The organism is Mizugakiibacter sediminis (genome assembly GCF_000953855.2).
Classification (GTDB): Bacteria; Pseudomonadota; Gammaproteobacteria; order Xanthomonadales; family Rhodanobacteraceae; genus Mizugakiibacter; species Mizugakiibacter sediminis.
Window position 1 is genome coordinate 109,594 of record NZ_DF970177.1, and the last position, 23,345, is coordinate 132,938.

General features: G+C 70.4%; 18 protein-coding genes and 10 tRNA genes. 24 read left to right on the forward strand and 4 right to left on the reverse strand.

What is annotated here, in order from left to right:
- Window positions 1-12: 12 nt before the first annotated feature.
- The 18 genes from MBSD_RS06095 (at window position 13) to MBSD_RS06180 (ending at window position 13,879) form a co-directional block, all read left to right on the forward strand.
- Complete coding sequence (locus MBSD_RS06095) at window positions 13-513, forward strand: regulatory protein RecX (RefSeq protein WP_062536064.1); 501 nt, start codon at window positions 13-15, stop codon at window positions 511-513.
- 174 nt (window positions 514-687) lie between these two features.
- Window positions 688-3,321: an alanine--tRNA ligase gene (gene alaS, locus MBSD_RS06100; protein WP_062536066.1), complete on the forward strand. Its 2,634-nt coding sequence runs from the start codon at window positions 688-690 to the stop codon at window positions 3,319-3,321.
- Window positions 3,322-3,625: 304 nt separating this feature from the next.
- Entirely contained in the window at window positions 3,626-3,832 is a 207-nt protein-coding gene (gene csrA / locus MBSD_RS06105) for a carbon storage regulator CsrA (RefSeq protein ID WP_062536068.1), read from the forward strand.
- Window positions 3,833-3,904: 72 nt separating this feature from the next.
- Window positions 3,905-3,997: transfer RNA gene (locus tag MBSD_RS06110), tRNA-Ser, on the forward strand.
- Window positions 3,998-4,288: 291 nt separating this feature from the next.
- Window positions 4,289-4,365: transfer RNA gene (locus tag MBSD_RS06115), tRNA-Arg, on the forward strand.
- A gap of 182 nt (window positions 4,366-4,547) precedes the next feature.
- Window positions 4,548-4,624: transfer RNA gene (locus MBSD_RS06120), tRNA-Pro, on the forward strand.
- Window positions 4,625-4,646: 22 nt separating this feature from the next.
- Window positions 4,647-4,723, forward strand: a tRNA-Arg gene (locus tag MBSD_RS06125).
- Window positions 4,724-4,744: 21 nt separating this feature from the next.
- A tRNA-His gene (locus tag MBSD_RS06130) sits at window positions 4,745-4,821 on the forward strand.
- A gap of 37 nt (window positions 4,822-4,858) precedes the next feature.
- A tRNA-Lys gene (locus tag MBSD_RS06135) sits at window positions 4,859-4,934 on the forward strand.
- Window positions 4,935-5,000: 66 nt separating this feature from the next.
- A tRNA-Leu gene (locus MBSD_RS06140) sits at window positions 5,001-5,085 on the forward strand.
- 56 nt (window positions 5,086-5,141) lie between these two features.
- Window positions 5,142-6,437: a trigger factor gene (gene tig, locus MBSD_RS06145; RefSeq protein WP_062536070.1), complete on the forward strand. Its 1,296-nt coding sequence runs from the start codon at window positions 5,142-5,144 to the stop codon at window positions 6,435-6,437.
- A 25-nt stretch (window positions 6,438-6,462) separates the two neighbouring features.
- The gene (gene clpP / locus MBSD_RS06150) at window positions 6,463-7,098 is read left to right on the forward strand and encodes an ATP-dependent Clp endopeptidase proteolytic subunit ClpP (RefSeq protein ID WP_062536072.1); all 636 of its coding nucleotides are present in this window, start codon (window positions 6,463-6,465) and stop codon (window positions 7,096-7,098) included.
- Between the two features lie 100 nt (window positions 7,099-7,198).
- On the forward strand, window positions 7,199-8,497 hold the full coding sequence (gene clpX, locus MBSD_RS06155; RefSeq protein ID WP_062536074.1) for an ATP-dependent Clp protease ATP-binding subunit ClpX: 1,299 nt from the start codon (window positions 7,199-7,201) through the stop codon (window positions 8,495-8,497).
- A 101-nt stretch (window positions 8,498-8,598) separates the two neighbouring features.
- On the forward strand, window positions 8,599-11,106 hold the full coding sequence (gene lon, locus MBSD_RS06160; RefSeq protein ID WP_062536076.1) for an endopeptidase La: 2,508 nt from the start codon (window positions 8,599-8,601) through the stop codon (window positions 11,104-11,106).
- A gap of 335 nt (window positions 11,107-11,441) precedes the next feature.
- A complete protein-coding gene (locus MBSD_RS06165; RefSeq protein ID WP_062536078.1) occupies window positions 11,442-11,714 on the forward strand; it encodes an HU family DNA-binding protein in 273 nt (90 codons plus the stop codon).
- An 11-nt stretch (window positions 11,715-11,725) separates the two neighbouring features.
- Window positions 11,726-11,800, forward strand: a tRNA-Val gene (locus MBSD_RS06170).
- 6 nt (window positions 11,801-11,806) lie between these two features.
- Window positions 11,807-11,883 (forward strand) — tRNA-Asp (locus tag MBSD_RS06175).
- A gap of 82 nt (window positions 11,884-11,965) precedes the next feature.
- A complete protein-coding gene (locus MBSD_RS06180; protein WP_062536079.1) occupies window positions 11,966-13,879 on the forward strand; it encodes a SurA N-terminal domain-containing protein in 1,914 nt (637 codons plus the stop codon).
- 72 nt (window positions 13,880-13,951) lie between these two features.
- Here the strand turns inward: MBSD_RS06180 and MBSD_RS06185 are convergent, their stop codons facing one another.
- From MBSD_RS06185 to gloB, 3 genes are all read right to left on the reverse strand, one after another.
- The gene (locus MBSD_RS06185) at window positions 13,952-14,731 is read right to left on the reverse strand and encodes an enoyl-ACP reductase FabI (RefSeq protein WP_062536081.1); all 780 of its coding nucleotides are present in this window, start codon (window positions 14,729-14,731) and stop codon (window positions 13,952-13,954) included.
- 89 nt (window positions 14,732-14,820) lie between these two features.
- The gene (locus tag MBSD_RS06190) at window positions 14,821-16,149 is read right to left on the reverse strand and encodes a LysM peptidoglycan-binding domain-containing protein (RefSeq protein WP_062536083.1); all 1,329 of its coding nucleotides are present in this window, start codon (window positions 16,147-16,149) and stop codon (window positions 14,821-14,823) included.
- The gene (gene gloB / locus MBSD_RS06195; RefSeq protein WP_062536109.1) at window positions 16,146-16,910 is read right to left on the reverse strand and encodes a hydroxyacylglutathione hydrolase; all 765 of its coding nucleotides are present in this window, start codon (window positions 16,908-16,910) and stop codon (window positions 16,146-16,148) included. Before gloB ends, MBSD_RS06190 begins: the two co-directional genes overlap by 4 nt.
- 101 nt (window positions 16,911-17,011) lie before the next feature.
- Here gloB and MBSD_RS06200 point away from each other — a divergent pair, with 101 nt between their 5' ends.
- The 3 genes from MBSD_RS06200 to dnaQ are packed head-to-tail and all read left to right on the forward strand — an operon-like array spanning window position 17,012 to window position 18,933.
- On the forward strand, window positions 17,012-17,734 hold the full coding sequence (locus MBSD_RS06200) for a class I SAM-dependent methyltransferase (RefSeq protein ID WP_148667821.1): 723 nt from the start codon (window positions 17,012-17,014) through the stop codon (window positions 17,732-17,734).
- Window positions 17,731-18,189: a ribonuclease HI gene (gene rnhA / locus MBSD_RS06205; RefSeq protein ID WP_062536086.1), complete on the forward strand. Its 459-nt coding sequence runs from the start codon at window positions 17,731-17,733 to the stop codon at window positions 18,187-18,189. Before MBSD_RS06200 ends, rnhA begins: the two co-directional genes overlap by 4 nt.
- 33 nt (window positions 18,190-18,222) lie before the next feature.
- The gene (dnaQ, locus tag MBSD_RS06210; RefSeq protein WP_062536088.1) at window positions 18,223-18,933 is read left to right on the forward strand and encodes a DNA polymerase III subunit epsilon; all 711 of its coding nucleotides are present in this window, start codon (window positions 18,223-18,225) and stop codon (window positions 18,931-18,933) included.
- A gap of 18 nt (window positions 18,934-18,951) precedes the next feature.
- Here dnaQ and MBSD_RS06215 read toward each other — a convergent pair whose 3' ends face one another.
- Window positions 18,952-19,653: a PP2C family protein-serine/threonine phosphatase gene (locus MBSD_RS06215; RefSeq protein ID WP_062536090.1), complete on the reverse strand. Its 702-nt coding sequence runs from the start codon at window positions 19,651-19,653 to the stop codon at window positions 18,952-18,954.
- A 117-nt stretch (window positions 19,654-19,770) separates the two neighbouring features.
- On the opposite strand from MBSD_RS06215, the gene MBSD_RS06220 reads away from it, so the two are divergent.
- From MBSD_RS06220 to MBSD_RS06235, 3 genes are all read left to right on the forward strand, one after another.
- Window positions 19,771-19,861 (forward strand) — tRNA-Ser (locus MBSD_RS06220).
- Between the two features lie 769 nt (window positions 19,862-20,630).
- Window positions 20,631-21,665: a putative barnase/colicin E5 family endoribonuclease gene (locus MBSD_RS15370; RefSeq protein WP_187300563.1), complete on the forward strand. Its 1,035-nt coding sequence runs from the start codon at window positions 20,631-20,633 to the stop codon at window positions 21,663-21,665.
- A 284-nt stretch (window positions 21,666-21,949) separates the two neighbouring features.
- Window positions 21,950-23,308: a DEAD/DEAH box helicase gene (locus MBSD_RS06235; protein WP_082306517.1), complete on the forward strand. Its 1,359-nt coding sequence runs from the start codon at window positions 21,950-21,952 to the stop codon at window positions 23,306-23,308.
- The last annotated feature ends 37 nt before the right edge of the window (window positions 23,309-23,345 follow it).

A 23,345-nucleotide genomic window follows, 5' to 3' on the forward strand; every position in this document is an offset into this window, starting at 1 on the left:
CGATCTTCCGCCATGCGACGCCGCCGCGACGCCCACGACACGGACGATGCCCCGCAGCGCAGCGCCTACGACCGCGCGCTGGGCTGGCTGGCGCGCCGCGAGCAGTCGCGGCGCGAGTTGCGGGCGCGGCTCGACCGCAGCGGCTACGACGAAGACGAGACCGAGGCCGCGCTCGACCGGCTCGGCCGCGCGCAGTACCAGAGCGACGAGCGTTTCGCCGAGATGCTGGTGCGCACGCGCGTCGCGCAAGGCTACGGCCCGCGGCGCATCCGCGCCGAGTTGCGCACCCACGCCATCCCCGAGCCGACGATCCGCGCGCTGCTGGCGCAGGCCGAGGTCGACTGGGCGGCGCTGGCGCAACAACTGCTGCGGCGGCGCTACGGCCGCCCGGCGGGCGACCGCGCCGAACGCGACCGCCGCGCGCAGTTCCTCTTGCGCCGCGGCTTCGATGCCGCCACAGTAAGAACCGTCACCCACGTCGACGTGGACGATGCCGGCGCGGCCGAGGACTGAATCCGGCCGGCGCCGCGCGCACGATCCGTCACCGCTCCGGCGGAATCCCGCTGCCGATGCTTACGCGGCCCTCCCGTCGGGCGGCGGGCGCGCAGGCCGGATTTGCCGCCGGCCCGCGGCGGGAGCGGCGCTCGTCCCTACGTGGAATCGAATCGAGCTTGCTGCCGCAACCCCATGAAAACCGCCGAAATCCGATCGCGCTTCCTCGAGTTCTTCCGCGCCCGCGGCCACACCATCGTGCCGTCCAGCACGCTGGTGCCGGCCAACGACCCGACCCTGCTGTTCACCAATTCGGGGATGGTGCAGTTCAAGAACGTGTTCCTCGGCAGCGAGAAGCCGGGCTACGTGCGCGCCGCCGACGTGCAGCGCTGCCTGCGCGCCGGCGGCAAGCACAACGACCTCGACTCGGTGGGCTACACCGCGCGCCACCACACCTTCTTCGAGATGCTGGGCAACTGGTCGTTCGGCGACTACTTCAAGCGCGAGGCGATCGCCTGGGCGTGGGAGCTGCTGACCGCCGAGTTCAAGCTGCCGGCCGAGCGCCTGTGGGTCACCGTCTACCACACCGACGACGAGGCCTATGCGATCTGGCGCGACGAGATCGGCGTGCCCGCCGGGCGCATCGTGCGCATCGGCGACAACAAAGGCGCGCCGTACGCTTCCGACAATTTCTGGCAGATGGCCGACACCGGCCCGTGCGGTCCGTGCACCGAGATCTTCTACGACCACGGCCCCGGCGTCGCCGGCGGCCCGCCCGGTGCCGCGGACGCCGACGGCGACCGCTACATCGAGATCTGGAACCTGGTGTTCATGCAGTTCGACCGCGCCGCCGACGGCACGCTGACGCCGCTGCCCGCGCCCTGCGTCGACACCGGCATGGGCCTCGAACGCCTGGCGGCGGTGCTGCAGGGCGTGCACTCCAACTACGAGATCGACCTGTTCCGGCACCTGATCCAGGCCGCGGCCAAGCTCACCGGCACGACGGATCACGAGAACAAGTCGTTGCGCGTGATCGCCGACCACATCCGCGCCTGCGCGTTCCTGATCGTCGACGGCGTGCTGCCCTCCAACGAGGGCCGCGGCTACGTGCTGCGCCGGATCGTCCGTCGCGCCCTGCGCCACGGTTGGATGCTGGGCGTGCGCGGCGACTTCTTCTGGAAGATGGTCGCGCCGCTGGTCGAGCAGATGGGCGAGGCCTATCCGGAGCTCGCGCAGAAGCAGGCGCTGGTCGAGCAGGCGCTGCGTGCGGAGGAACAGCGCTTCGGCGAAACGCTGGAGCATGGCATGCGCGTGTTCGACGAGGTGGCGGCGAAGGCGGGCAAGACCATTCCCGGCGCCGAAGCCTTCCGCCTGTACGACACCTACGGTTTTCCCGTCGACCTCACCGCCGACATCGCCCGCGAGCGCGGCCTGGCCGTCGACATGGCCGGCTTCGAGGCGGCGATGGAGGAACAGCGCGAACGCGCCCGCGCCGCCAGCCAGTTCGAGGCGAAGGCGCAGATCCCGGCGGAGCTGGCCAGCGCGCTGGCGCCGACCGCGTTCCTCGGCTACGAGACGCTGCTGGCGGACGCCTGCGAGGTGCTGGCGATCGTGCGCGGCGGCCGCAAGGTCGATGCGCTGGCCGACGGCGAGGAAGGCATCGTGATCCTCGACCGCACGCCGTTCTACGCCGAGTCCGGCGGCCAGGTCGGCGACACCGGCGCGCTGGCGGCGGGCGAGGGCCGTTTCGAGGTCGCCGACACGCAGAAACTGGGCGGCGTCTTCCACGGCCATGTCGGCCGCTGGCGCGGCAGCGCGCCGCTGCGCGCCGGCGCGCGCGTGCGCGCCGCGGTCGACGCCGAGCGCCGCCGCGCCATCGTGCTGAACCATTCCGCCACCCACCTGCTGCACGCCGCGCTGCGCAAGGTGCTCGGCGAGCACGTGCAGCAGAAGGGCTCGCTGGTGGCGCCCGAGCGCCTGCGCTTCGACTTCTCGCATTTCCAGCCGATCGGAACGGAAGATCTGCGCCGCATCGAGGATCTGGTCAACGCGGAGATCCGCCGCAACGTCGAGGCGGAAGTGCGCCACATGGGCTACAAGGACGCGCTCGCCTTCGGCGCGATGGCGCTGTTCGGCGAGAAGTACGGCGACGAGGTGCGCGTGCTGCGCATGGGCGATTTCTCCACCGAGCTGTGCGGCGGCACGCACGTCGGCCGCACCGGCGACATCGGCCTGTTCAAGATCGTCGGCGAGGGCGGCGTCGCCGCCGGCGTGCGCCGCATCGAGGCGCTGACCGGCGCCGGTGCGCTGGCCTACGTCGCCGACGAGGAGCGCCGTCTCGCCGAAGCCGCGGGCCTGTTGTCGGCCGGCAGCGGCGACGTCGTCGACAAGCTGCGCCAGCTGCTGGAACGGCAGAAGCGCCTCGAGCGCGAGCTGGAATCGCTGAAGGCCAAGGCGGCTGGTTCGGCGGTGCAGGATCTGGTCGGTCAGGCGCGCGAAGTCGGCGGCATCCGCGTGGTCGCCGCGCGCGTCGACGGTCTGGATGCCAAGGCGCTGCGCGAAGGCGTGGATACGCTGAAGCAGAAACTCGGCGATTGCGTGGTGCTGCTGGCCGCGGCCGCGGACGGCAAGGCGGCGCTGGTCGGCGGCGTGCACGGCGCGGCGCTGGGCCGCGTGAAGGCCGGCGACGTCGTCGCGCAGGTCGCCCGGCAGATCGGCGGCAAGGGCGGCGGCCGCCCGGACATGGCGCAGGGCGGCGGCAACGATACGCCTGCGCTCGACGCCGCGCTGCGCGCGTTGCCGGAGTGGGTCGCCGCGCGCCTCGGCTGAGTCGAACGCGCGCCTCGGCTGAGTCGAACGCGCGAGGGTTCTCGCGGTCCAACCATCGAGGGTGCGAATCCTGCCTCGTTAATTGCGTGCGCAAGGGCCCTCGGCTAGTATCCCCCGGCCGTGTCGGCCTGGGGAGTCGTCGTCACGGTCGACGGATGCGCGGGTGAGGCCGCGTCGCCGTCGGAGCGCCCAAGCGGCGCGTCAGCGGCGAGCGGTTCGCCGGACCGTTCCTGCAAGTGCGGCTGGGGTGAGTCGCGCGGGCAGGGCAGACGGCCTGACGACATGAGCGATTAGGAGCATCGACATGCTGATTTTGACTCGCCGGGTGGGGGAAACCCTGATGATCGGTGATCAGGTGACGGTCACCGTGCTCGGCGTGAAAGGCAACCAGGTGCGCATCGGCATAAACGCGCCCAAAGACGTGGCCGTGCACCGCGAAGAGATCTACCAGCGCATCAAGCGCGAACAGGAGCATCCGGACGCGCCGGCGTCGGATTCCGAGTCGGACTGAGGCTTTACGCTCCACGCAGCAGCCGTTATCCTTCGCGGCCTGCGATGGTTCCGCCGTGCGCGTTCGTTATCCGGAGAGATGCCCGAGAGGCCGAAGGGGCTCCCCTGCTAAGGGAGTATAGGGTCAAAAGCTCTATCGAGGGTTCGAATCCCTCTCTCTCCGCCAGTTGCTGCCAGGGAGCCACGGCGTTCGCGCCGCGGCTCCTTCGCATTCGGGCAGCCGTTCGAAATAGCCGTCTGGACGTCTATTTGAAATTGCCGCGCGGGGTTGGTCCGAGGGCGGCGCGTTGGCGCCGGATCGCCGCGCGTGACGGCGCGAGCGCGGCGCCGCGGACCGGTTCCGCCGGGACGACGACGGGGGCTTGACGCCCGCACGGCATGCCGGAATAATCTCGCGTCTCGCCGAACGGCGCGCGGGCGATTGCAGCGCGGCGGACGTCGGCGAAAAGTTTAGTGCGCGCCCGTAGCTCAGTTGGATAGAGTACCAGGCTACGAACTTGGTGGTCGGGAGTTCGAATCTCTCCGGGCGCGCCATTTTTCGACGGAACGGGGTGCTGGTCACCCCGTTTTGTTTGGCTCCGTCGGCCGCGGCTCGAGGTTGCAGGCGCGCGCTCGAAGCGCCCGCGTCTGCAGCCGGACCGATTGACTGCAACCGGGCCCGTTCGTACTATTCCGAAGCTTCGGGACACTGCTCTGCCGAGAGGTCTGGAAAGCGACGGGGTATAGCTCAGCCTGGTAGAGCGCCAGCTTTGGGAGCTGGACGTCGGGGGTTCGAATCCCTCTACCCCGACCACCGGCTGTACTTGCCAGAGACTGCGCCTGTAGCTCAACCGGATAGAGCATCGGCCTTCTAAGCCGACGGTTGCAGGTTCGAGTCCTGTCGGGCGCGCCAAACGTGGTCGAGAGCTTTATGGTGGGCGTAGCTCAGCTGGTTAGAGTACCGGATTGTGATTCCGGTTGTCGTGGGTTCGAGTCCCATCGCCCACCCCAAATTCAGTACCATGTACTGAATGCATGAAAACTCAGTGGGCCGTTAGCTCAATTGGTAGAGCAGCGGACTCTTAATCCGTAGGTTCTAGGTTCGAGTCCTAGACGGCCCACCATCCTCTCCTCGGCTCGCGTGGTTCCCCAGGTGTTCGTGTCCGGCAGCATGGTGATGTCCGGGCGCAGCGAAAGTGGCGGAACTGGTAGACGCGCTGGATTTAGGTTCCAGTGGGGCAACCCGTGAGAGTTCGAGTCTCTCCTTTCGCACCAACCCGCGCGGCGGCGGCGTGAGCCGGCGGCGGCCTTTCGCAGTTTCGGGAGTCGGCATGCAAGTTTCAGTCGAGAACGTCGGCAAGCTGGAGCGCAAGCTCACGGTCAGGTTCCCCGCCGAGCAGCTGGAATCGCAGGTGCGCGAGCGCATCGTGCAGATGGGGCGCAGCGCACGCCTGAAGGGCTTCCGCCCGGGCAAGGTGCCTGCCAAGGTGATCGAGCAGCGCTTCGGCGCGCAGATCCGCGGCGAGGCGCTGTCGGACCTGATCGGCAGCACGTTCCGCGAGGCCGTGGCGAAGGAGAACCTGCGTCCGGTGGCGCCGCCGTCGATCGACACGACCGGCACGCCCGAAGGCGGCGAGATCGCCTACACGGCGACCTTCGAGGTGCTGCCCGACTTGGGCGGCGTCGACGTCTCCGCGCTGGAGATCGAGCGCGTGGTGGCCGAGGTCACCGAGGCCGACGTCGACGCGATGATCGAGACGCTGCGCCAGCAGCGCCGCAGCTTCGAGGCGGTCGAGCGCCCCTCGCAGGCGGGCGACCTGGTGCTGTTCGAGTACGCGGCGCAGACCGCCGACCGGCGCTGGCCGGAGCAGGGCCTGGAGCGCGCCGGCTCCGTGCTCGGCGGCGGCACGCTGTTCAAGGAGTTCGATGCCGCCCTGACCGGCCAGGCGGTGGGCGCCGAGCTCGAGGTCGACGTCGCCTTCCCGGCCGAGTTCCGCAACGCGGACCTGGCGGGCAAACTGGCCCGCGTCACGCTGAAGATCACCAAGGTGCAGGCGCCGAAGGTGCCCGAACTGAATGCCGACTTCATCCGCCTGTTCGGCATCAAGGACGGCACGGTGGAGTCCTTCCGCAAGGAAGTGCGTGCCAACCTGGAGCGCGAGCTCGGCAACGCCCTGCTGGGGCGCCTGAAGAACGAAGTGGCCGGCAAGCTGGCGGCCACCCGCCCGGACCTCGAGGTGCCGCGCGTGATGGTGCAGGCAGAAGCCGAGGCGATCGTCCGCGCCACCCTGCCGCAGGGCGCGCCGTTGCCGCCGGAGGCGCTGGCCGCCGCCGAGCCGCTGGCGCGCCGCCGCGTGATCGCCTCGCTGCTGATCGGCGAGATCGCCCGTCAGAACCAGCTGCGCGTGGACGGCCGGCGTGTCACCGAGCTGCTGAACGCGATCGCCTCGACCTACGAGGAGCCGCACAAGGTCATTGAACTCTACAATGCGGATCCCCAATTGATGAACGGACTGCAGAACCGCGTCCTCGAGGACCAGGTGGCGGAGTGGGTGGCGGAGCACGCCAGGACCACCGAGAAGCGCCTGAGCTTCGACGAGGTGATGCGTCCGAACCAGGCCGCCTGAGGCGGCCGCGCCCCTGGAGATCCGCATGAGCCGGTCCATCGAGCCGATCCAGAACCTCAACCTGGTGCCCGTCGTCGTCGAGCAGACCTCGCGCGGCGAGCGCGCCTACGACATCTACTCGCGTCTGCTGAAGGAGCGGGTGGTGTTCCTGGTCGGCCCGATCGACGACTACATGGCCAACGTGGTGGTGGCGCAGCTGCTGTTCCTCGAGTCCGAGAATCCGGACAAGGACATCAGCCTGTACATCAACAGCCCGGGCGGATCGGTGACCGCCGGCCTGGCGATCTACGACACCATGCAGTTCCTCAAGCCGGACGTCAGCACGATGTGCATCGGCCAGGCGGCCAGCATGGGCGCGTTCCTGCTCGCCGCCGGCGCCAAGGGCAAGCGTTTCGCCCTGCCGAACTCGCGCATGATGATCCACCAGCCCTCCGGCGGCGCGCAGGGCCAGGCCTCGGACATCGCCATCCAGGCGAAGGAGATCCTGTACATCCGCGAGCGCCTCAACGAGGCCATGGCCAAGCACACCGGCCAGCCCGTCGAGAAGATCGCCCGCGACGTCGAGCGCGACTTCTTCATGAGCGCGCCGGATGCGCAGGCGTACGGTCTGATCGACGCGGTGCTGGAGAAACGCCCCGTCGAGTCGGTTCGATCCTCCTGATCGCACGCGCTTTTTCACACTTGGCGGCTTTCCGGGCTTGTCAGGCAGGCCCGGGAGGCTATGCTATCCTCGCACCGCACCTAGATTTTCGGGGCCGAGCATGAGCGACGACCGGCAAGGCCGATCCAACGACAGCGGCAAGATCCTCTACTGCTCCTTCTGCGGCAAGAGCCAGCACGAGGTGCGCAAGCTGATCGCGGGCCCGTCCGTGTTCATCTGCGACGAGTGCGTCGAGCTCTGCAACGACATCATCCGCGAGGAGCTGGAGGAGAAGGCCGCGTCCGGCCGCAGCCACCTGCCCAAGCCGCGCGAGATCATGGAGACGCTCGACCAGTACGTGGTCGGCCAGACCCGCGCCAAGAAGGCGCTGGCGGTGGCGGTCTACAACCACTACAAGCGGCTCGAATCGCGGCAGAAGAGCGAGGACGTCGAGCTCGCCAAGTCGAACATCCTGCTGATCGGCCCGACCGGCTCCGGCAAGACGCTGCTGGCCGAGACGCTGGCGCGCCTGCTGAACGTGCCGTTCACCATCGCCGACGCCACCACGCTCACCGAGGCGGGCTACGTCGGCGAGGACGTCGAGAACATCATCCAGAAGCTGCTGCAGAAGTGCGACTACGACGTCGAGAAGGCGCAGACCGGCATCGTCTACATCGACGAGATCGACAAGATCTCGCGCAAGAGCGAAAACCCGTCGATCACCCGCGACGTCTCCGGCGAGGGCGTGCAGCAGGCGTTGCTGAAGCTGATCGAGGGCACGATCGCCTCGGTGCCGCCGCAGGGCGGGCGCAAGCATCCGCAGCAGGAGTTCCTGCAGGTCGACACGCGCAACATCCTGTTCCTGTGTGGCGGCGCGTTCGCCGGCCTCGAGAAGATCATCCAGCAGCGCTCGGAGACCACGGGCATCGGCTTCAGCGCCGAGATCCGCAGCAAGGAGCGCAAGCAGAACGTCGGCAAGCTGCTGTCCGAGGTCGAGCCGGAGGATCTGGTCAAGTTCGGCCTGATCCCGGAGTTTGTCGGCCGCCTGCCGGTGGTGGCGACGCTGGACGAGCTCGACGAGGAAGCGCTGGTCAAGATCCTCACCGAGCCGAAGAACGCGATCACCAAGCAATTCAAGAAGCTGTTCGACATGGAGGGCGTGGAGCTGGAATTCCGCCCCGAGGCGCTGACCGCGATCGCCCGCAAGGCGTTGAAGCGCAAGACCGGCGCGCGCGGCCTGCGCACCATCCTCGAGCAGGTGCTGCTCGACACCATGTACGAGCTGCCGTCGCTGGAGCACGTCAGCAAGGTCGTGGTCGACGATGCCGTCATCAACGGCCAGGCCGAGCCCTACCTGATTTACCGCGGCAACCTGCAGCAGCAGCGCGCCGCCGGCGAAGGCGCGAGCGGCGCGGCCTGACCGCGCCCTTGATCGCGGCTGCGGCCGCCTCCACTTGACGATCCGACGGCACGGGCGCAGGCTCGTGCCGCAAGCTTTTTTCTCGGGTTTCCGGAGCCACGATGCAAGAACATACGCCGATTCCCGCCGCGGCCGGGCCGCAGATCGCCGACATGCCGGTGCTGCCGCTGCGCGACGTCGTCGTCTATCCGCACATGGTCATCCCGCTGTTCGTCGGCCGCGAGAAGTCGATGAAGGCGCTGGAGACCGCGATGGAGGGCGAGCGGCAGATCCTGCTGGTGGCGCAGAAGAGCCCCGACATCGACGATCCCAAGATCGACGACCTGCACGAGATCGGCACCCTGGCCGGCGTGCTGCAGCTGCTCAAGCTGCCTGACGGCACGATCAAGGTGCTGGTCGAGGGCCAGAGCCGCGTGCGCATCACCGGCTACGCCGAGCGCGACGGCATGCTCACCGCCCGCGCCGAGGTGATCGAGTCGACCTACACGCGCGAGCAGCGCGAACTGGAGGTCGTCTCGCGCACGCTGGTGTCGCTGTTCGAGCAGCTGGTCAAGACCAGCCGCAAGCTGCCGCCGGAAATCCTCTCCACGCTGTCCGGCATCGACGACCCGTCGCGCCTGGCCGACACCATCGCGGCGCACCTGACCGTGCGCCTGGCGGACAAGCAGCGCGTGCTGGAGACGGTCGACGTCGCCGAGCGCCTGGAGATGCTGATCGGCCTGGTCGACGGCGAGATCGATCTGCAGCAGATCGAGAAGCGCATTCGCGGCCGCATCAAGACGCAGATGGAGAAGAGCCAGCGCGAGTACTACCTCAACGAGCAGATGAAGGCCATCCAGAAGGAGCTGGGCGAGCTCGAGGAAGGGCCGAGCGAAGTCGAGGAGCTGTCGCGCAAGATCGAATCCTCGGGCATGCCCAAGGAGACGCTGGCGAAGGCCCGGCAGGAACTGAACAAGCTGAAGCAGATGTCGCCGATGTCGGCCGAGGCGACGGTGGTGCGCAACTACCTCGACTGGCTGGTCGGCGTGCCGTGGAAGAAGCGCACCAAGGTGCGCAAGGACCTGCGCCTGGCGCAGGAGGTGCTGGATGCCGACCACTTCGGCCTGGAGAAGGTCAAGGAGCGCATCCTCGAGTACCTCGCCGTGCAGCAGCGCGTCGACAAGATGAAGGGGCCGATCCTGTGCCTGGTCGGCCCGCCCGGCGTCGGCAAGACCTCGCTCGGCCAGTCGATCGCCAAGGCGACCAACCGCAAGTTCGTGCGCATGTCGCTGGGCGGCGTGCGCGACGAGGCGGAGATCCGCGGCCACCGGCGCACCTACATCGGCTCGATGCCGGGCCGCATCATCCAGAACATGTCGAAGGTCGGCACGCGGAATCCGCTGTTCGTGCTCGACGAGATCGACAAGATGGCGATGGATTTCCGCGGCGACCCCTCGGCGGCGCTGCTGGAAGTGCTCGACCCCGAGCAGAACCATGCCTTCAACGACCATTACCTCGAGGTCGACTTCGACCTGTCCGAGGTGATGTGGATCGCCACGGCCAACTCGCTGAACATCCCGGCGCCGCTGCTCGATCGCATGGAGGTGATCCGCATCCCGGGGTACACCGAGGACGAGAAGGTCGCCATCGCGCAGCGCTACCTGCTGACCAAGCAGCTCAAGTCGAACGGCCTGAAGCCGGACGAACTGGTGGTCTCCGAGAGCGCCATTCGCGACATCATCCGCTACTACACGCGCGAGTCGGGCGTGCGCAATCTCGAGCGCGAGATCGCCAAGATCTGCCGCAAGGTCGTCAAGGACCTGTCGCTGGCCGCGACCGGCAAGGCGGCCAGGGGCAAGGCGGCTGCCGAGGCGGGCGCCAAGGCGCAGCCGCCGGCCAAGGCCAGGCGCGTGCAGGTCAGCGCGCGCAACCTCGACCACTACCTCGGCGTGCGCAAGTTCACCTTCGGTCGCGCCGAGCAGCAGAACGAGATCGGTCTGGTGACCGGCCTCGCCTGGACGCAGGTCGGCGGCGATCTGCTCAGCATCGAGGCGACGGTGGTGCCGGGCAAGGGCAAGCTGATCCATACCGGCCAGCTCGGCGACGTCATGCAGGAATCCATCCAGGCCGCGCTGTCGGTGGTGCGCGCGCGCGCCGACCGGCTCGGCATCGACCCGGAGTTCCACCAGAAGCACGACCTGCACGTGCACGTGCCCGAGGGCGCCACGCCCAAGGACGGCCCCAGCGCCGGCATCGCGATGTGCACCGCGCTGGTGTCCGCGCTGACCAAGGTGCCGGTGCGCTCCGAGGTGGCGATGACCGGCGAGATCACGCTGCGCGGCCGCGTGCTGCCGATCGGCGGCCTGAAGGAGAAGCTGCTGGCGGCGCACCGCGGCGGCATCACCACCGTGATCATCCCGGAAGAGAACCGCAAGGATCTCGCCGAGATCCCGAAGAACGTCACCGAGTCGCTGCAGATCCATCCGGTGAAGTGGATCGACGAGGTGCTCGATCTGGCGCTGGAACGGCCGCTCGCGCCCGCGCCGCAACGCGCGGAAGGCGAAGGCCAGCCGATCGAGACCGCGCGCGAAGAGGCCGTCGGCGAAGGCACGCCGTCGCGTCCGCACTGATCGTTCGCGGACGCCCGCTGCGCCGGACCGCGGCGGGCGATCGTCAGTCCCGCAATCGCTTGCCGCCGGTTTCGAATTTTTGCGCGCGTTTTTGCGCGCGCAAACGTACAACGCGCGCACTCGCGAATCGCTGGAAAGCGCGCCACGCCTTGTGTTGCGCGGTATTGGGGGCGCTGGTATAAAGGCTGCGCCGTGATCAGGCCGAAGCATCGACTTCGAACGATTGCGGGGATCCGAAGCGGTATATCGAGGGGGGCCCGACTGCAGCAACCGGGTGCCGCTTCTCCCGAACGCACGCACTGCGGGCCGCACCATTCCTGAGAGGGAGTCACAGAATGAACAAAGCCGATTTCGTGGCTGCTGTCGCCGACAGCACCGGCATGACCAAGGCCGACGCCGGGCGCGCCGTCGAGGCGATGCTCGAGACGATCAAGAAGTGCCTGAAGAAGGGCGACGACGTGTCGCTGGTGGGCTTCGGCACCTTCACCGTGCGCAAGCGCGCCGCGCGCAGCGGCCGCAACCCGCGCACCGGCCAGACGATCAAGATCAAGGCCTCGAAGGTTCCGGCCTTCAAGGCTGGCAAGGCGCTCAAGGACGCAATAAACTGAAGCGCTTTGCCGGGTGCTTAGCTCAGCGGTAGAGCGTCGCCCTTACAAGGCGAGGGTCGGGGGTTCGATCCCCTCAGCACCCACCACGCCGCGGAGTGGTAGTTCAGACGGTTAGAATACCGGCCTGTCACGCCGGGGGTCGCGGGTTCGAGTCCCGTCCACTCCGCCACTTACCGACAAGGGCGCCCGTGCGGCGCCCTTGTCTTTTACGGAATGCCGCCGTCGGCGGCCAGCAGCAAGCGGGCACAGCGATGCTGACCAAACTGCGTGAGATGTTTTCGGGCTGGGTGTCGAAGGTCGTCTTCGGCCTGCTGGTCTTCGTGTTCTCCTTCTTCGGCATCGAATCGTATTTCGTCGCCCGCACCGACACCTTCGTGGCCAAGGTGAACGGCCACGAGGTCAGCCAGCAGGACTTCCGCACGGCGATGGACAACTTCCGCCAGCGCGCGCTGCAGCAGAGCGGCGGCAAGCTGGACGGCAGCTACTTCGAGAAGCCCGAAGTGAAGCGCCAGGTGCTGGATGCGCTGATCGACCGCCAGCTGGTGTTGCAGGCCGGCGACAAGCTGGGGGCGGCGGTGTCCGACGCGCAGGTGCGCGACGCCATCGCGGCGATTCCCGCGTTCCAGATCGACGGCAAGTTCGATGACGGCACCTATCGCGCCGTGCTCGCCTCGCAGGGCATGTCGCCGCTGACGTTCCAGGAACGCGTGCGCTCGGATCTGCAGGCCGAAGTCCTGCCGCAGGCGATCGGCGCCAGCGCCCTCGCCACCGACGCCGACGTCGACGCCTACCTGCGCCTGCGCGGTCAGACCCGCGACATCCGCTACGCCTTGTTGCCCGCGCCCGCGGTGGGCGACGGCGCGGTGAGCGACGACGAGATCGCCGCCTACTACAAGGCGCATCCGTCCGACTTCATGAATCCGGAGACGGTGGCGCTGCAGTACCTCGAGTTGAACGCCGCCGACCTCAAGGTCGACGCGACGGTCGACGACGAATCGCTGCGGAAGCGCTACGAGGAAGAGAAGCAGCGCTTCGTGCTGCCCGAGCAGCGGCTGGTTTCGCACATCCTGGTGAAGGTGCCGGCGAACGCGACGCCGGCGCAGCAGAAGGCGGCGCTGGAAAAGGCGCAGAAACTGGACGCCGAGGCGAAGGCGCCCGGCGCCGACTTCGCCAAGCTCGCCGAGCAGTATTCCGACGACCTCGGCTCCAAGCGCCAGGGCGGCGACCTCGGCTGGATCAGCAAGGGCGAAACCGACCCCGCGTTCGAGTCGGCGCTGTTCGCGCTGCAGAAGGGGCAGATTTCCGCCCCCGTGCTGTCCAGCGAGGGCTACCACGTGATCTGGCTGCGCGACGTGCGCTCGGGCCAGGCCAAGCCGTTCGAGGAGGTGAAGGACGATCTGGCCAAGCAGATGCTGGACTCCGAGCGCGAGCGCAAGTTCAGCGAGGTGGCCGGCAAGCTGACCGACCTGATCTACCAGGACCCGAGCTCGCTGGAACCCGCGGCCAAGGCGCTCGGCCTGACCATCCAGACCACGCCGCCGTTCACCCGCAGCGGCGGCGCAGGCATCGCGGCCAATCCGAAGGTGGTGGAGGCGGCGTTCTCCAACGGCGTGCTGGTCGAGGGCAACACCTCCGATCCGGTCGAACTGGGGCCGAACCACATCGTGGTGGTGCACGTCGCCAAGCACACGCCGGCGACACCGAAGCCGCTGGCCGAGGTGCGCGACGTCATCCGTCAGCGCGTGCTGACCGAACGCGCCGAAGCCGCGGCGAAGCAGCGCGCCGACGCGCTGTACGCGAAGCTGCGGCAGGACGGCGACCTGGCCGCCGTCGCCGCCGAGGCGGGCGTGCAGGTGCAGACTGCGGCCGGCGTCGGCCGCGACGCGCAGCAGCCGGATGCGGCGCTGGTCGAAGCCGTGTTCCGCATGCCGTATCCGGCCGGCGGCAAGCCCGGCACCGCGCTGGTGCCGCTGGCGCACGGCGCCTTCGCGCTGGTCGCGCTGGATGCGGTGCACGCCGGCGATCCGGCCAAGGTCGCGCCGGCGGAGCGGGCGATGCTGCGCCAGCAACTGGCCCGGCTCTACGGCACGGAGGCGGCGCGCGAATTCATTGCCGCGCTGCGCAGCGGCGCCAAGATCGATGTCGCGGAAGACCGCATGCAGTGACGGTGCGGAAATCCCGTGCAACGAAAAGGGGCCGCGATCGCGGCCCCTTTTCGTTCGCGCCGGCGGCGGGCGTTACAGCGCCATGCCGAGGATGTTGTAGCCGGCGTCCACGTAGGTGACTTCGCCGGTGATGCCGGAGGCGAGGTCGGAACAGAGGAAGGCGGCCACGTTGCCGACTTCTTCGATGGTGACGCTGCGGCGCAGCGGCGCGGTGTTCTCCGCGTACTCCAGCATCTTGCGGAAGCCGGAGATGCCGGCCGCGGCGAGGGTCTTGATCGGACCCGCCGAGATCGCGTTGACGCGCGTGCCGTGCGGGCCCAGGCTGGCGGCGAGATAGCGCACGTTGGCCTCGAGGCTGGCCTTGGCCAGGCCCATCACGTTGTAGTTGGCGACCACGCGCGGCCCGCCCAGGTAGGTCAGCGTGACGATGGCGCCGGCGCGGCCCTGCATCATCGGCCGCGCTCCCTTGGCCAGCGCCGCCAGGCTGTAGCTGGAGATGTCGTGGGCGATGGTGAACGCCTCGCGGGTCAGGCCGTCCAGGAAGTCGCCCTGGATCGCCTCGCGCGGCGCGAACGCCACCGAGTGCACCAGGATGTCGAAGCCGTCCCAGTGCCGGCCCAGCGCCTCGTACATGGCGTCGATCTGCGCATCCTCGGCGACGTCGCAGGGGAGCACGATGTTGGAGCCGAACTCCGCGGCCGCTTCCTCGACGCGGCTCTTCAGCTTGTCGTTCTGGTAGGTGAAGGCGAGCTGCGCGCCTTCGCGGTGCATCGCGTTGGCGATGCCCCAGGCGATCGAGCGCTGACTGGCGATGCCCACGATCAGGGCGCGCTTGCCGTGCAGAAATCCCATGCGTCCTCCCGAATGCGGTGTGGCTGCGGCAGGGACCGCAGCCGGCGAAGTGTAGCGGCCCGTGCCGACGTGCGCGCGGGTATGGTGGCTCAGTCCGGCGCGCTCAGGCGCAGCACCCGGCCCGGGCGCAGCGTGTCGCCCGCCAGCCCGTTCCAGGCGCGCAGGTCGTCGACGCTGACGCGATAGCGGCGGGCGATGCTCCACAGGCTCTCGCCCGGCTGCGCGGTGTGCGTGGGCGTCGGCGCGTCGGCCGCGGCGAGCTGCGCGCCGGCCTGCGCCAGCAGCGCGTGCGGCAGCAGCAGCGTGCGTCCGGTGGACAGCGGCGCATCGGCGTCGACGGCATTCGCCGCCGCCAGCGCGGCCGCCGGCACGTCGCCGCGCGCGGCCAGCGTCTGCAGCGTGGCCGGCGCGCGCAGCCGCGCCTCGCGCCAGTCCGACCAGCGCGCTGCATCCATCAGCGCGTAGGCGCCGCGGAACCGCTCGGCATGGTCGTGCGGCAGCAGCAGGTGATGCGGCGCGCCGCGCGCGGGCATGCGCGTGCGGCGATAGCCGGCGTTGAGCGCGCGCAACGCCTCGAGCGGCATGCCGGCGAGCCGCGCCGCCACGCGCAGGTCGATCGGCGCATCCAGCGGCACCGGGACGATCCGCCCGCCGTCGTCGAGGCGCGGCAGTTCCACGCCGAAGCGCGCGGGCTCGCGCACGATGCAGGCCATCGCCAGCAGGCGGGTCAGATGCTCGCGCGTGATGCGGCCGACGGGCAGAGCGGGGATCGCCGGTGACGCGCCCGGCGCGCCGTGCCGGTCGAGCAGTCGTTTGACGCGGTATTCGCCGACGTTGAACGCCATGTCGGCCAGGCGCCAGTCGTGGAACTCGTCGTCGTAGCGGCGCAGCAGGCGCAGTGCGGCCTGCGTGGACGCGTGCACGTCGAGACGGCCGTCGTAGTCGCGGCCGAGGTCGAGGCCGAGCGTGCGAGCGGTCTGCGGCATGATCTGCCAGATGCCGGCCGGGCCGCCGCGGGCGCCGGGTACGGCGCGGTACTCGCTTTCCACCCACGGCAGCAGCACGAATTCGCCGGGCACGTCCGCCGCTTCCGCCTGCGCCTGCACGTAGCGCAACAGCGGCAGCGCGGCGCCGAGCTGCGCCTCGAAGCGGTCCGGGGCGGCGGCGTAGCGGCGCGCCCACGCGGCGATATCCGGGTCGGCGTCGCAGCCGTCCATGACGAAGCTGCGGCGCAGGCGTTCCCAGGCGTCGGAGGCGGCTGGCGCGGGTGGAGCGGGAGCCTGCGGCGCGCGCGCGACCTCTTGCGGCGGCGACGCCGGTGTCGCAGGCGGCTGCGGCGCCGGCGCGCGCACCGGCGCCTGCGCGCACGCCGCGAGCAGCGCCGCCGGTGCCGCCGCGGCGAGCAGGCGGCGCATCATGCGCGGAACGCGTCCTTGGCCGTGCGCAGCGCCGCGAAGCGCTCGACACGCGTATGCGCGTGCGCCGCGGCCGCCGTCCACGCCGCCACCGCCGGCGCATCCACGCGCAGGAACGGATTGGCGGCGCGTTCCGCGCCGAGCGTGCTCGGCAGGGTGGGCCGCGCCTGCGCGCGCAGGCCGCGCGCTTCGGCCGCCCGCGCCTGCAGCGCGGTGTTGTCCGGTTCCACCTGCAGGGCGAAGGCGGCGTTGGCGAGCGTGTACTCGTGGCCGCAGCAGACGCGCGTCGCGTCGGGCAGCGCCGCGAGGCGCTCCAGCGAAGCCAGCATCTCCGCCGGCGTGCCCTCGAACAGGCGGCCGCAGCCGAGGCTGAACAGCGTGTCGCCGCAGAACAGCAGGCCTTCGCCGGCGTAGGCGACATGGCTGCGCGTGTGGCCGGGCACGGCGATCACCTCGAAGGCCGCGACGGGCGCGGTCAGCGTCAGCCGGTCGCCGTCGCCGACGCGGCGGTCGGCGTGCGGGATGCGCGCGTCGTGCGGCGCGATCACCGTCGCTGCGTGGCGCGCCGCCAGCGCGGCCGCGCCGCCGATGTGGTCGTCGTGGTGGTGGGTGAGCAGGACCGCCGTCAGCCGCAACCCCTTGCGCGCCAGCGCCGCCTCCACCGGCGCGGCCTCGCCGGGATCGACGACCAGCGCATGCCCGGCCGCGTCGGCGAGCAGCCAGATGTAGTTGTCGCTCAGCGCGGGCAGGGCGGACAGTCGCAGCACGGGGCGATCCGGGGCGTGTCGTCACGGGACTATAACAACGCGTTGACGCCGCTCAGGTTAGCGGTCTGTTAACCTCACGGCCGCTTTCGCGCACAATCGTGACGACGATCACCGCCGCCCGCATGTCCGAAACCGTCGCCGCCCTGTACGAGACCCCGCAGTTGCGCGCCCTGTGCGCGGACGCGACGGCGGCGCTCGCGCCGGAGCTGGCGGGGCTGGCCGGAACGCATGCGCTGCTGCTCGACGCCGGCGGCGCGCCGGCGCTGCCGCCGACGCCGCTGCTGGCGGTGTGGACGCGGCTCGAGGTGCATGCCGGCGCGCTGAGCGGCGATCTGCTCGGCAACGCCGATGCGCTGCCGTTCGCCGACGACAGCTTCCGCGCGGTGGTGCTGCGCCTCGCCGCCGAGGCGATCGGCGGACCGGAAGCGCTGGCCGACGAGCTCGCGCGCGTGCTGGCGCCGCAGGGCATCGCGCTGATCGCGGCGCTGCATCCGCTCAGCCTGTGGCAGCCGTGGCTGGCGCTGCGCGCGCACCGGGGCGGCGCCGCGCTGACCCTGGCCGGACCCGGGCGCTGGCGCAGCGCGCTGGCCGCGCGCGGCGTCGACGTCTACGCGGTGCGCCGCTACGGCGCGGCGTGGCCGCGCGCGCAGTCCGCGCGCACGCAGCCGCGCTGGCTGCACGCCGCGGCCGGCGGCGGCTACATGCTGGTCGCGCGCAAGCGCCGCCCGGCGATGATCCCGCTGCGCCTGCGGCCGCGGCCGGCGGCGGTCGCCGCGCGCCACGGCACGCTCGCGCCCGGCGCGCACCGGGCCTGCGCATGAGCGACGAACCGCGCGTCGTCCACGCTTTCACCGACGGCGCCTGCCTGGGCAATCCCGGCCCGGGCGGCTGGGCCGCGCTGCTGCGCTGGAACGGCCACGAGCGGCTGCTGCGGGGCGCGGAAGCCGCGACCACCAACAACCGCATGGAGCTGGCGGCGGCGATCGCCGCGCTGGAGGCGCTGAAGCGCCCCTGCCGGGTGCGCCTCGCCACCGATTCGCAGTACGTCAAGCAGGGCATCGAGGAATGGCTGCCGCGCTGGCGCGCGAACGGCTGGCGCACCGCCGACCGCAAGCCGGTCAAGAACCAGGATCTGTGGCAGCGCCTCGCCGAAGCGGCCGCGCGGCACCGGGTGACCTGGGAATGGGTGCGCGGCCACGCCGGCCACGCCGAGAACGAACGCGTCGATCAGGCCGCGCGCGAGGCGGCCGAACGCATGCGCGCGGAAACGGTCTAGCGGGACGTCCGCGCGCGCAGGACAGGAGCACACATGCGGCAGATCGTGCTGGATACCGAAACCACCGGCCTCGAGGTCAGCCAGGGCCACCGCATCATCGAGATCGGCTGCATCGAGCTGATCGGGCGCCGGCCCAGCGGCCGCACCTTCCACCACTACTGCAACCCCGGCCGCGCGATCGACGCCGGCGCGGTGGCGGTGCACGGCATCACCGCCGAATTCCTCGCCGACAAGCCGACGTTCGCCGAACTGGTCGAGGAGTGGCTGGCGTTCGTCGAGGGTGCCGAGCTGCTGATCCACAACGCCGCCTTCGACGTCGCCTTCCTCGACGCCGAGCTGGCGCTGGCCGGCGCCCGCTACGGACGCGTCGCCGACCACGCCGAGGTGGTCGACACGCTGGCGCTGGCGCGCGCGCGCTATCCCGGCCAGAAGAACTCGCTGGACGCGTTGTGCAAGCGCCTCGGCGTGGACAACTCGCACCGCGAGTTCCATGGCGCGCTGCTGGACGCGCAGTTGCTGGCGGAGGTCTACCTGGCGATGACCGCCGGCCAGGCGGCGCTGGCGCTGGCGTTGGACGAAACGCCGGCTGCCGCGGCGACCGTGCTCGCGGCGGCGGCGCCGCTGAAACGGCCGCGCGTGCTGCGCGCCGACGCCGCGGAGTGCGCAGCGCACGAGGCGCGGCTGGATGCGCTGGACAAGGCCGCCAAGGGCGGCAGCGTGTGGCGGCGGCTGGCCGGCGGCTGAGCCGCCGCGGCGCGTGCCTCAGCGCACGCGCACCAGCACGGCGGTGATGTTGTCGCTGCCGCCGCCGTCCAGCGCGGCCAGGATCAGGTGCTCGACGCATTCCTGCGCGGTCAGGTCGGTGCGCGCGAGGATGCGCGCGATCGCCGCGTCGTCGACTTCCTCGGTCAGCCCGTCGCTGCACAGCAGGAACTGCATGCCGGGCTCGACCGCGCCGCGCACGGTTTCCACGCGCAACTGCTGCGGATCGGTGACACCGAGCGCCTGCGTCACCAGATTGCGCTGCGGATGCGCGCGCGCCTCCTCGCTGGTGATCGCCCCCTGGTCGAGCAGCTGCTGCACGAAGGAGTGGTCCTGCGAGAGCTGGCGCAGCGCGTCCTGCCACAGGTAGACGCGGCTGTCGCCGACCCAGGTGACTTCATAGGCGCCGTCGCGGATGCGCAGCGCGGCGATGGTGGTGCCCATCGGCAGCGCCTCGGCGCGGCGCTTGGAGTGGCGGATGACCGCCTCGTCGGCGCTGCGGATCGCGTCCGCCAGCGCGCGTCCCGCCGCCGCTTCGCGCAGCACGTGGTCGCGCGCAAGCGCGCTGGCCACTTCGCCGTGGTCGTGACCGCCCATGCCGTCGGCCACCAGCCACAGCCCGAGCGTGTCGTCGGCGTAGTAGGTGTCCTCGTTGTGCTCGCGGCGCAGGCCGACGTGGGTGCCGTGTCCGAATTCGATCATGGCCGGGCGTCGTGGCGGTTGCGCGGAGCATGCCGCAAGGCCCCGCGGTTGTCACGGCCGGACGCGCACCGTATCATTCGCGGCCCTCGCCCGGCGTTCCGCGCCGGTCGGGGCCGCGGAGAGGTGGCAGAGTGGTCGAATGCGCCGGACTCGAAATCCGGTGTACGGCTCGTCCGTACCGTGGGTTCGAATCCCACCCTCTCCGCCAGATTGCTTGTTTCTGCGGCTTCGTGAAAAGTCCGGCGCCGCTCCGCGATTCTGGTTGCGCTCCGCAATTCCTGCTTCGTCGGCTCGACTTTCGCGCCGCGCGCAATTGTGCTCGGTCATGACGACGGACGCATGCCCGAGCTGGCGCTGCGCCTGGCGAATGTCGCCGCTCGCGTCGGCCTTGTCCGTCGCCGCCTTCGCGCGCAGGTCGCGGAACCGGATGCCGGCGAGTCCGGCGGCGTCCGGCGTCGCCGGGAATCGCTTCTGCAACGCGCCCAGACCGATCGCCTGGCCGCGCTCGGTCACGGCCAGGCGCGTGCTGCATATGGGCATCGCGCGCTTGCGCGCCATGATCCGCTCGATCACCGCCGCCAGCTCGCCGGTCACGGCGATGCGCAGCTTCGCCCCCCGTCTTTTCCTGGCGCACCTCGAGCGCACCGTCGCGGACGTGCGTGGCGTCCATTCGGAGCGTGTCCGCGGGCCGCTGCCCGGTGAGGTAGGCCAGATCCATGGCATCGCGCAGTGCGACGTCGGCATGCGCCCACGGCGCCGCGTAGGCGGCGTCGTCCACGTACACGTCGCTGCGCCCGCAGCTGGCCTTCCGCTCGCAGCAGATCAAGAGCGCGAGCGAGAACCGCGGGACGTTCGATCCGGAGAATCCGGACATTCGGTTCAGTCAGAGTCCGATCAAGTCGGTCGAGGCCAATATCAGGCGCGGCCGCGAGGCGATGACGCGGGCGTTAATCGAGAAGGCGGATCAGCACCGGGCGATGTTCCGCACCGGTATGGGCTGGGTGGATTTCGTGTGGGGTGACAGCGCGAAGGGTCTACAACACATCATCGAGCGCAGATCGGCAGAGGGCGAAGATGCGAGACGAATGCTCGTGCGCGAAATGGTGGACACCATCGCAAGCGGTTCGGAGATTCGCCGTTCAGAAGTAGGCAAGAGTGTGCGCGTAGTGCTGCGCGATGGTGCCCATGAAGCGGTGCTGGTGCGCCACGCCGGAAGTAATTCGTGGCTTCTGACCGGATTCAGAGAATTGCCCGGTGGCGAGAGGCGGGGTGCGACGCCATCCTCGCCTACGCACGCCGAGCCTATACGTTCTCGTCTCGACGAGGGAGCGGGCGCGGAAGCTCCCGAGGCACGGTCCGGGCTCCAATTGCCCGGGGATGTGCAGGGAGCGACGCTTCAGAGCGTACCTCGTGGCGAGCGCGGAGGCAACGAAAGAGCGGCAGGCCCCGGCGCCGTAGATGGGGGCCGCGATGCCGAGACATCGTTGGGCGCCCATGGTTCGCCGAGGCCTGCCACGGCTACGTTACCGCGTGCAAGGCTGCAGATCGATGTGCAACCGCACGCCGTTGCGCCCGAGCACCTGAACCGCGTCCGCAACGTCGCCAACGACGTGGCGTCCGGCCTGCGCAACGCACCGAAGATCGAGGTGCTGGCGTCGCCGGACGAGCTGCCGCCCGGCCTGCGCGAGCGCGTGCGCTCGGACCCGGCCGAGGCCGGCATGCCGGACGGCATGTTCGTGCCCGGCCGAAACACGGTGTACCTGTTCGCCGGCGCGATTCCGGATGCGCGCCGCGCCGCCTGGGTGGTGATGCACGAGGTGGCCGGCCACTACGGCCTGCGCGGTCTGCTGGGCAACGAACTGGCGCCGTCGCTGCGCCGGGCGAGCCGCAACGACACCGTGGCGCAGCTCGCCGAGGCGATCGAGCGCGATCGCGGCGAGCCGGACATGGATCCGCTGCGCGCGACCGAGGAAGCCCTGGCCGCGCTCCGCAATTCCAAACCATCCCAGTAACGGCGCGAGTTGCAGTGGTGGATAACCCTTGCGATTGCGGATCATTTTTGCGACCATTTCACTGATCTGTCGCGAGGTTTGTCGGGATCGAAATCCGGTGTACGGCTCGTACGTACCGTGGGTTCGAGTCCCACCCTCTCCGCCAGTTTCCGCAGGCGCTCCGGTTGCGCTCCCTCCCTTCGTCGGCATGACCCGCTGCGCGCGGCGTCGCGCGGCGAGCTTGCACGTCTCGGCCTGAACCGGCGGCCGCGCCCGTCGCGGCGAGGCGGATTCAGGAGTTCTCCATGCACTTTTCCGATCTCGGCCTGGACGCCGGGTTGCTGCGCACGCTGGCCGAGGAAGGCTACGCCGCGCCGACGCCGATCCAGGCGCAGGCGATTCCGCTGGTGCTGGCCGGCCGCGACCTGCTGGCCGCGGCACAGACCGGCACCGGCAAGACCGCCGCCTTCGCGCTGCCGCTGCTGCAGCGCCTCGCCGCGTCGCCGGCCGCCGCGCGCAGGCCGCGCGCGCTGGTGCTGGTGCCGACGCGTGAGCTGGCCGCGCAGGTGGCGGAGGCGATGCGCGTCTACGGCCGCCACCTGGCGCTGCGCGTCGGCGAGGTCTACGGCGGCGTCGGCATGCAGCCGCAGGTGGAGCGCTTCCGCCGCGGCCTCGACGTCGTGGTGGCGACGCCGGGGCGCCTGCTCGACCACCTCGCGCAGCGCACCGTCGATCTGTCGGCGATCGGCATCCTCGTGCTCGACGAAGCCGACCGCATGCTCGACATGGGCTTCATCCGCGACATCCGCAAGCTGCTCGACGCGCTGCCCGCGCGGCGGCAGAACCTGCTTTTCTCGGCGACCTTCAGCGACGAGATCCGCGCGCTGGCGCAAGGCCTGCTGCGCGATCCGGCCAGCATCGAGGTGGCGCCGCGCAACACCGCGGCCGAACGCGTCGCGCAGCGCGCCCATCCGGTCGACAAGATGCGCAAGGCGGCGCTGCTCGCGCACCTGATCGCCGGCGGCGACTGGCGCCAGGTGCTGGTGTTCACCCGCACCAAGCACGGCGCCAACCGCCTCGCCGCGCAGCTCGAGCGCGCCGGCATCAGCGCGGCGGCGATCCACGGCAACAAGTCGCAGGGCGCGCGCACGCGCGCGCTGGCCGACCTGAAGGCGGGGCGCGTGCGCGCGCTGGTCGCCACCGACATCGCCGCGCGCGGCATCGACATCGACCAGCTGCCGCACGTGGTCAACTACGAACTGCCGAACGTGCCGGAGGACTACGTGCACCGCATCGGCCGCACCGGCCGCGCCGGCGCCGGCGGCGAGGCGATCTCGCTGGTCAGCGCCGACGAGCGCGACTACCTGCGCGCGATCCAGAAGCTGCTGCGCGCGGAGATTCCGTCGATGCCGGTCGCCGGCTTCGAACCCGGTTCGGCGCCGTCGCCCGCCGAGCGCGCGGCGCACGAGGACGATGCGGCGGCACGGCGCCGCGGTCGCCGTGCGGCGCCCGCGGCGCCGTCGAAGGCAGCGCCGCGCGGCCGTGGTTCCGTGCCGGCGGCACGCAACGGCGGCGCTGCGCGGACGGGCAGCGAAAGCGGCGCCCCGGTGCCCGCCTCGCGCCGGCGGCGTCGCCGCGGCGGCCGTCCGGCACGGCCGTCGTGAGCGCATCCCGTGCGCACGGTTGCTAAACTGGCGCGGC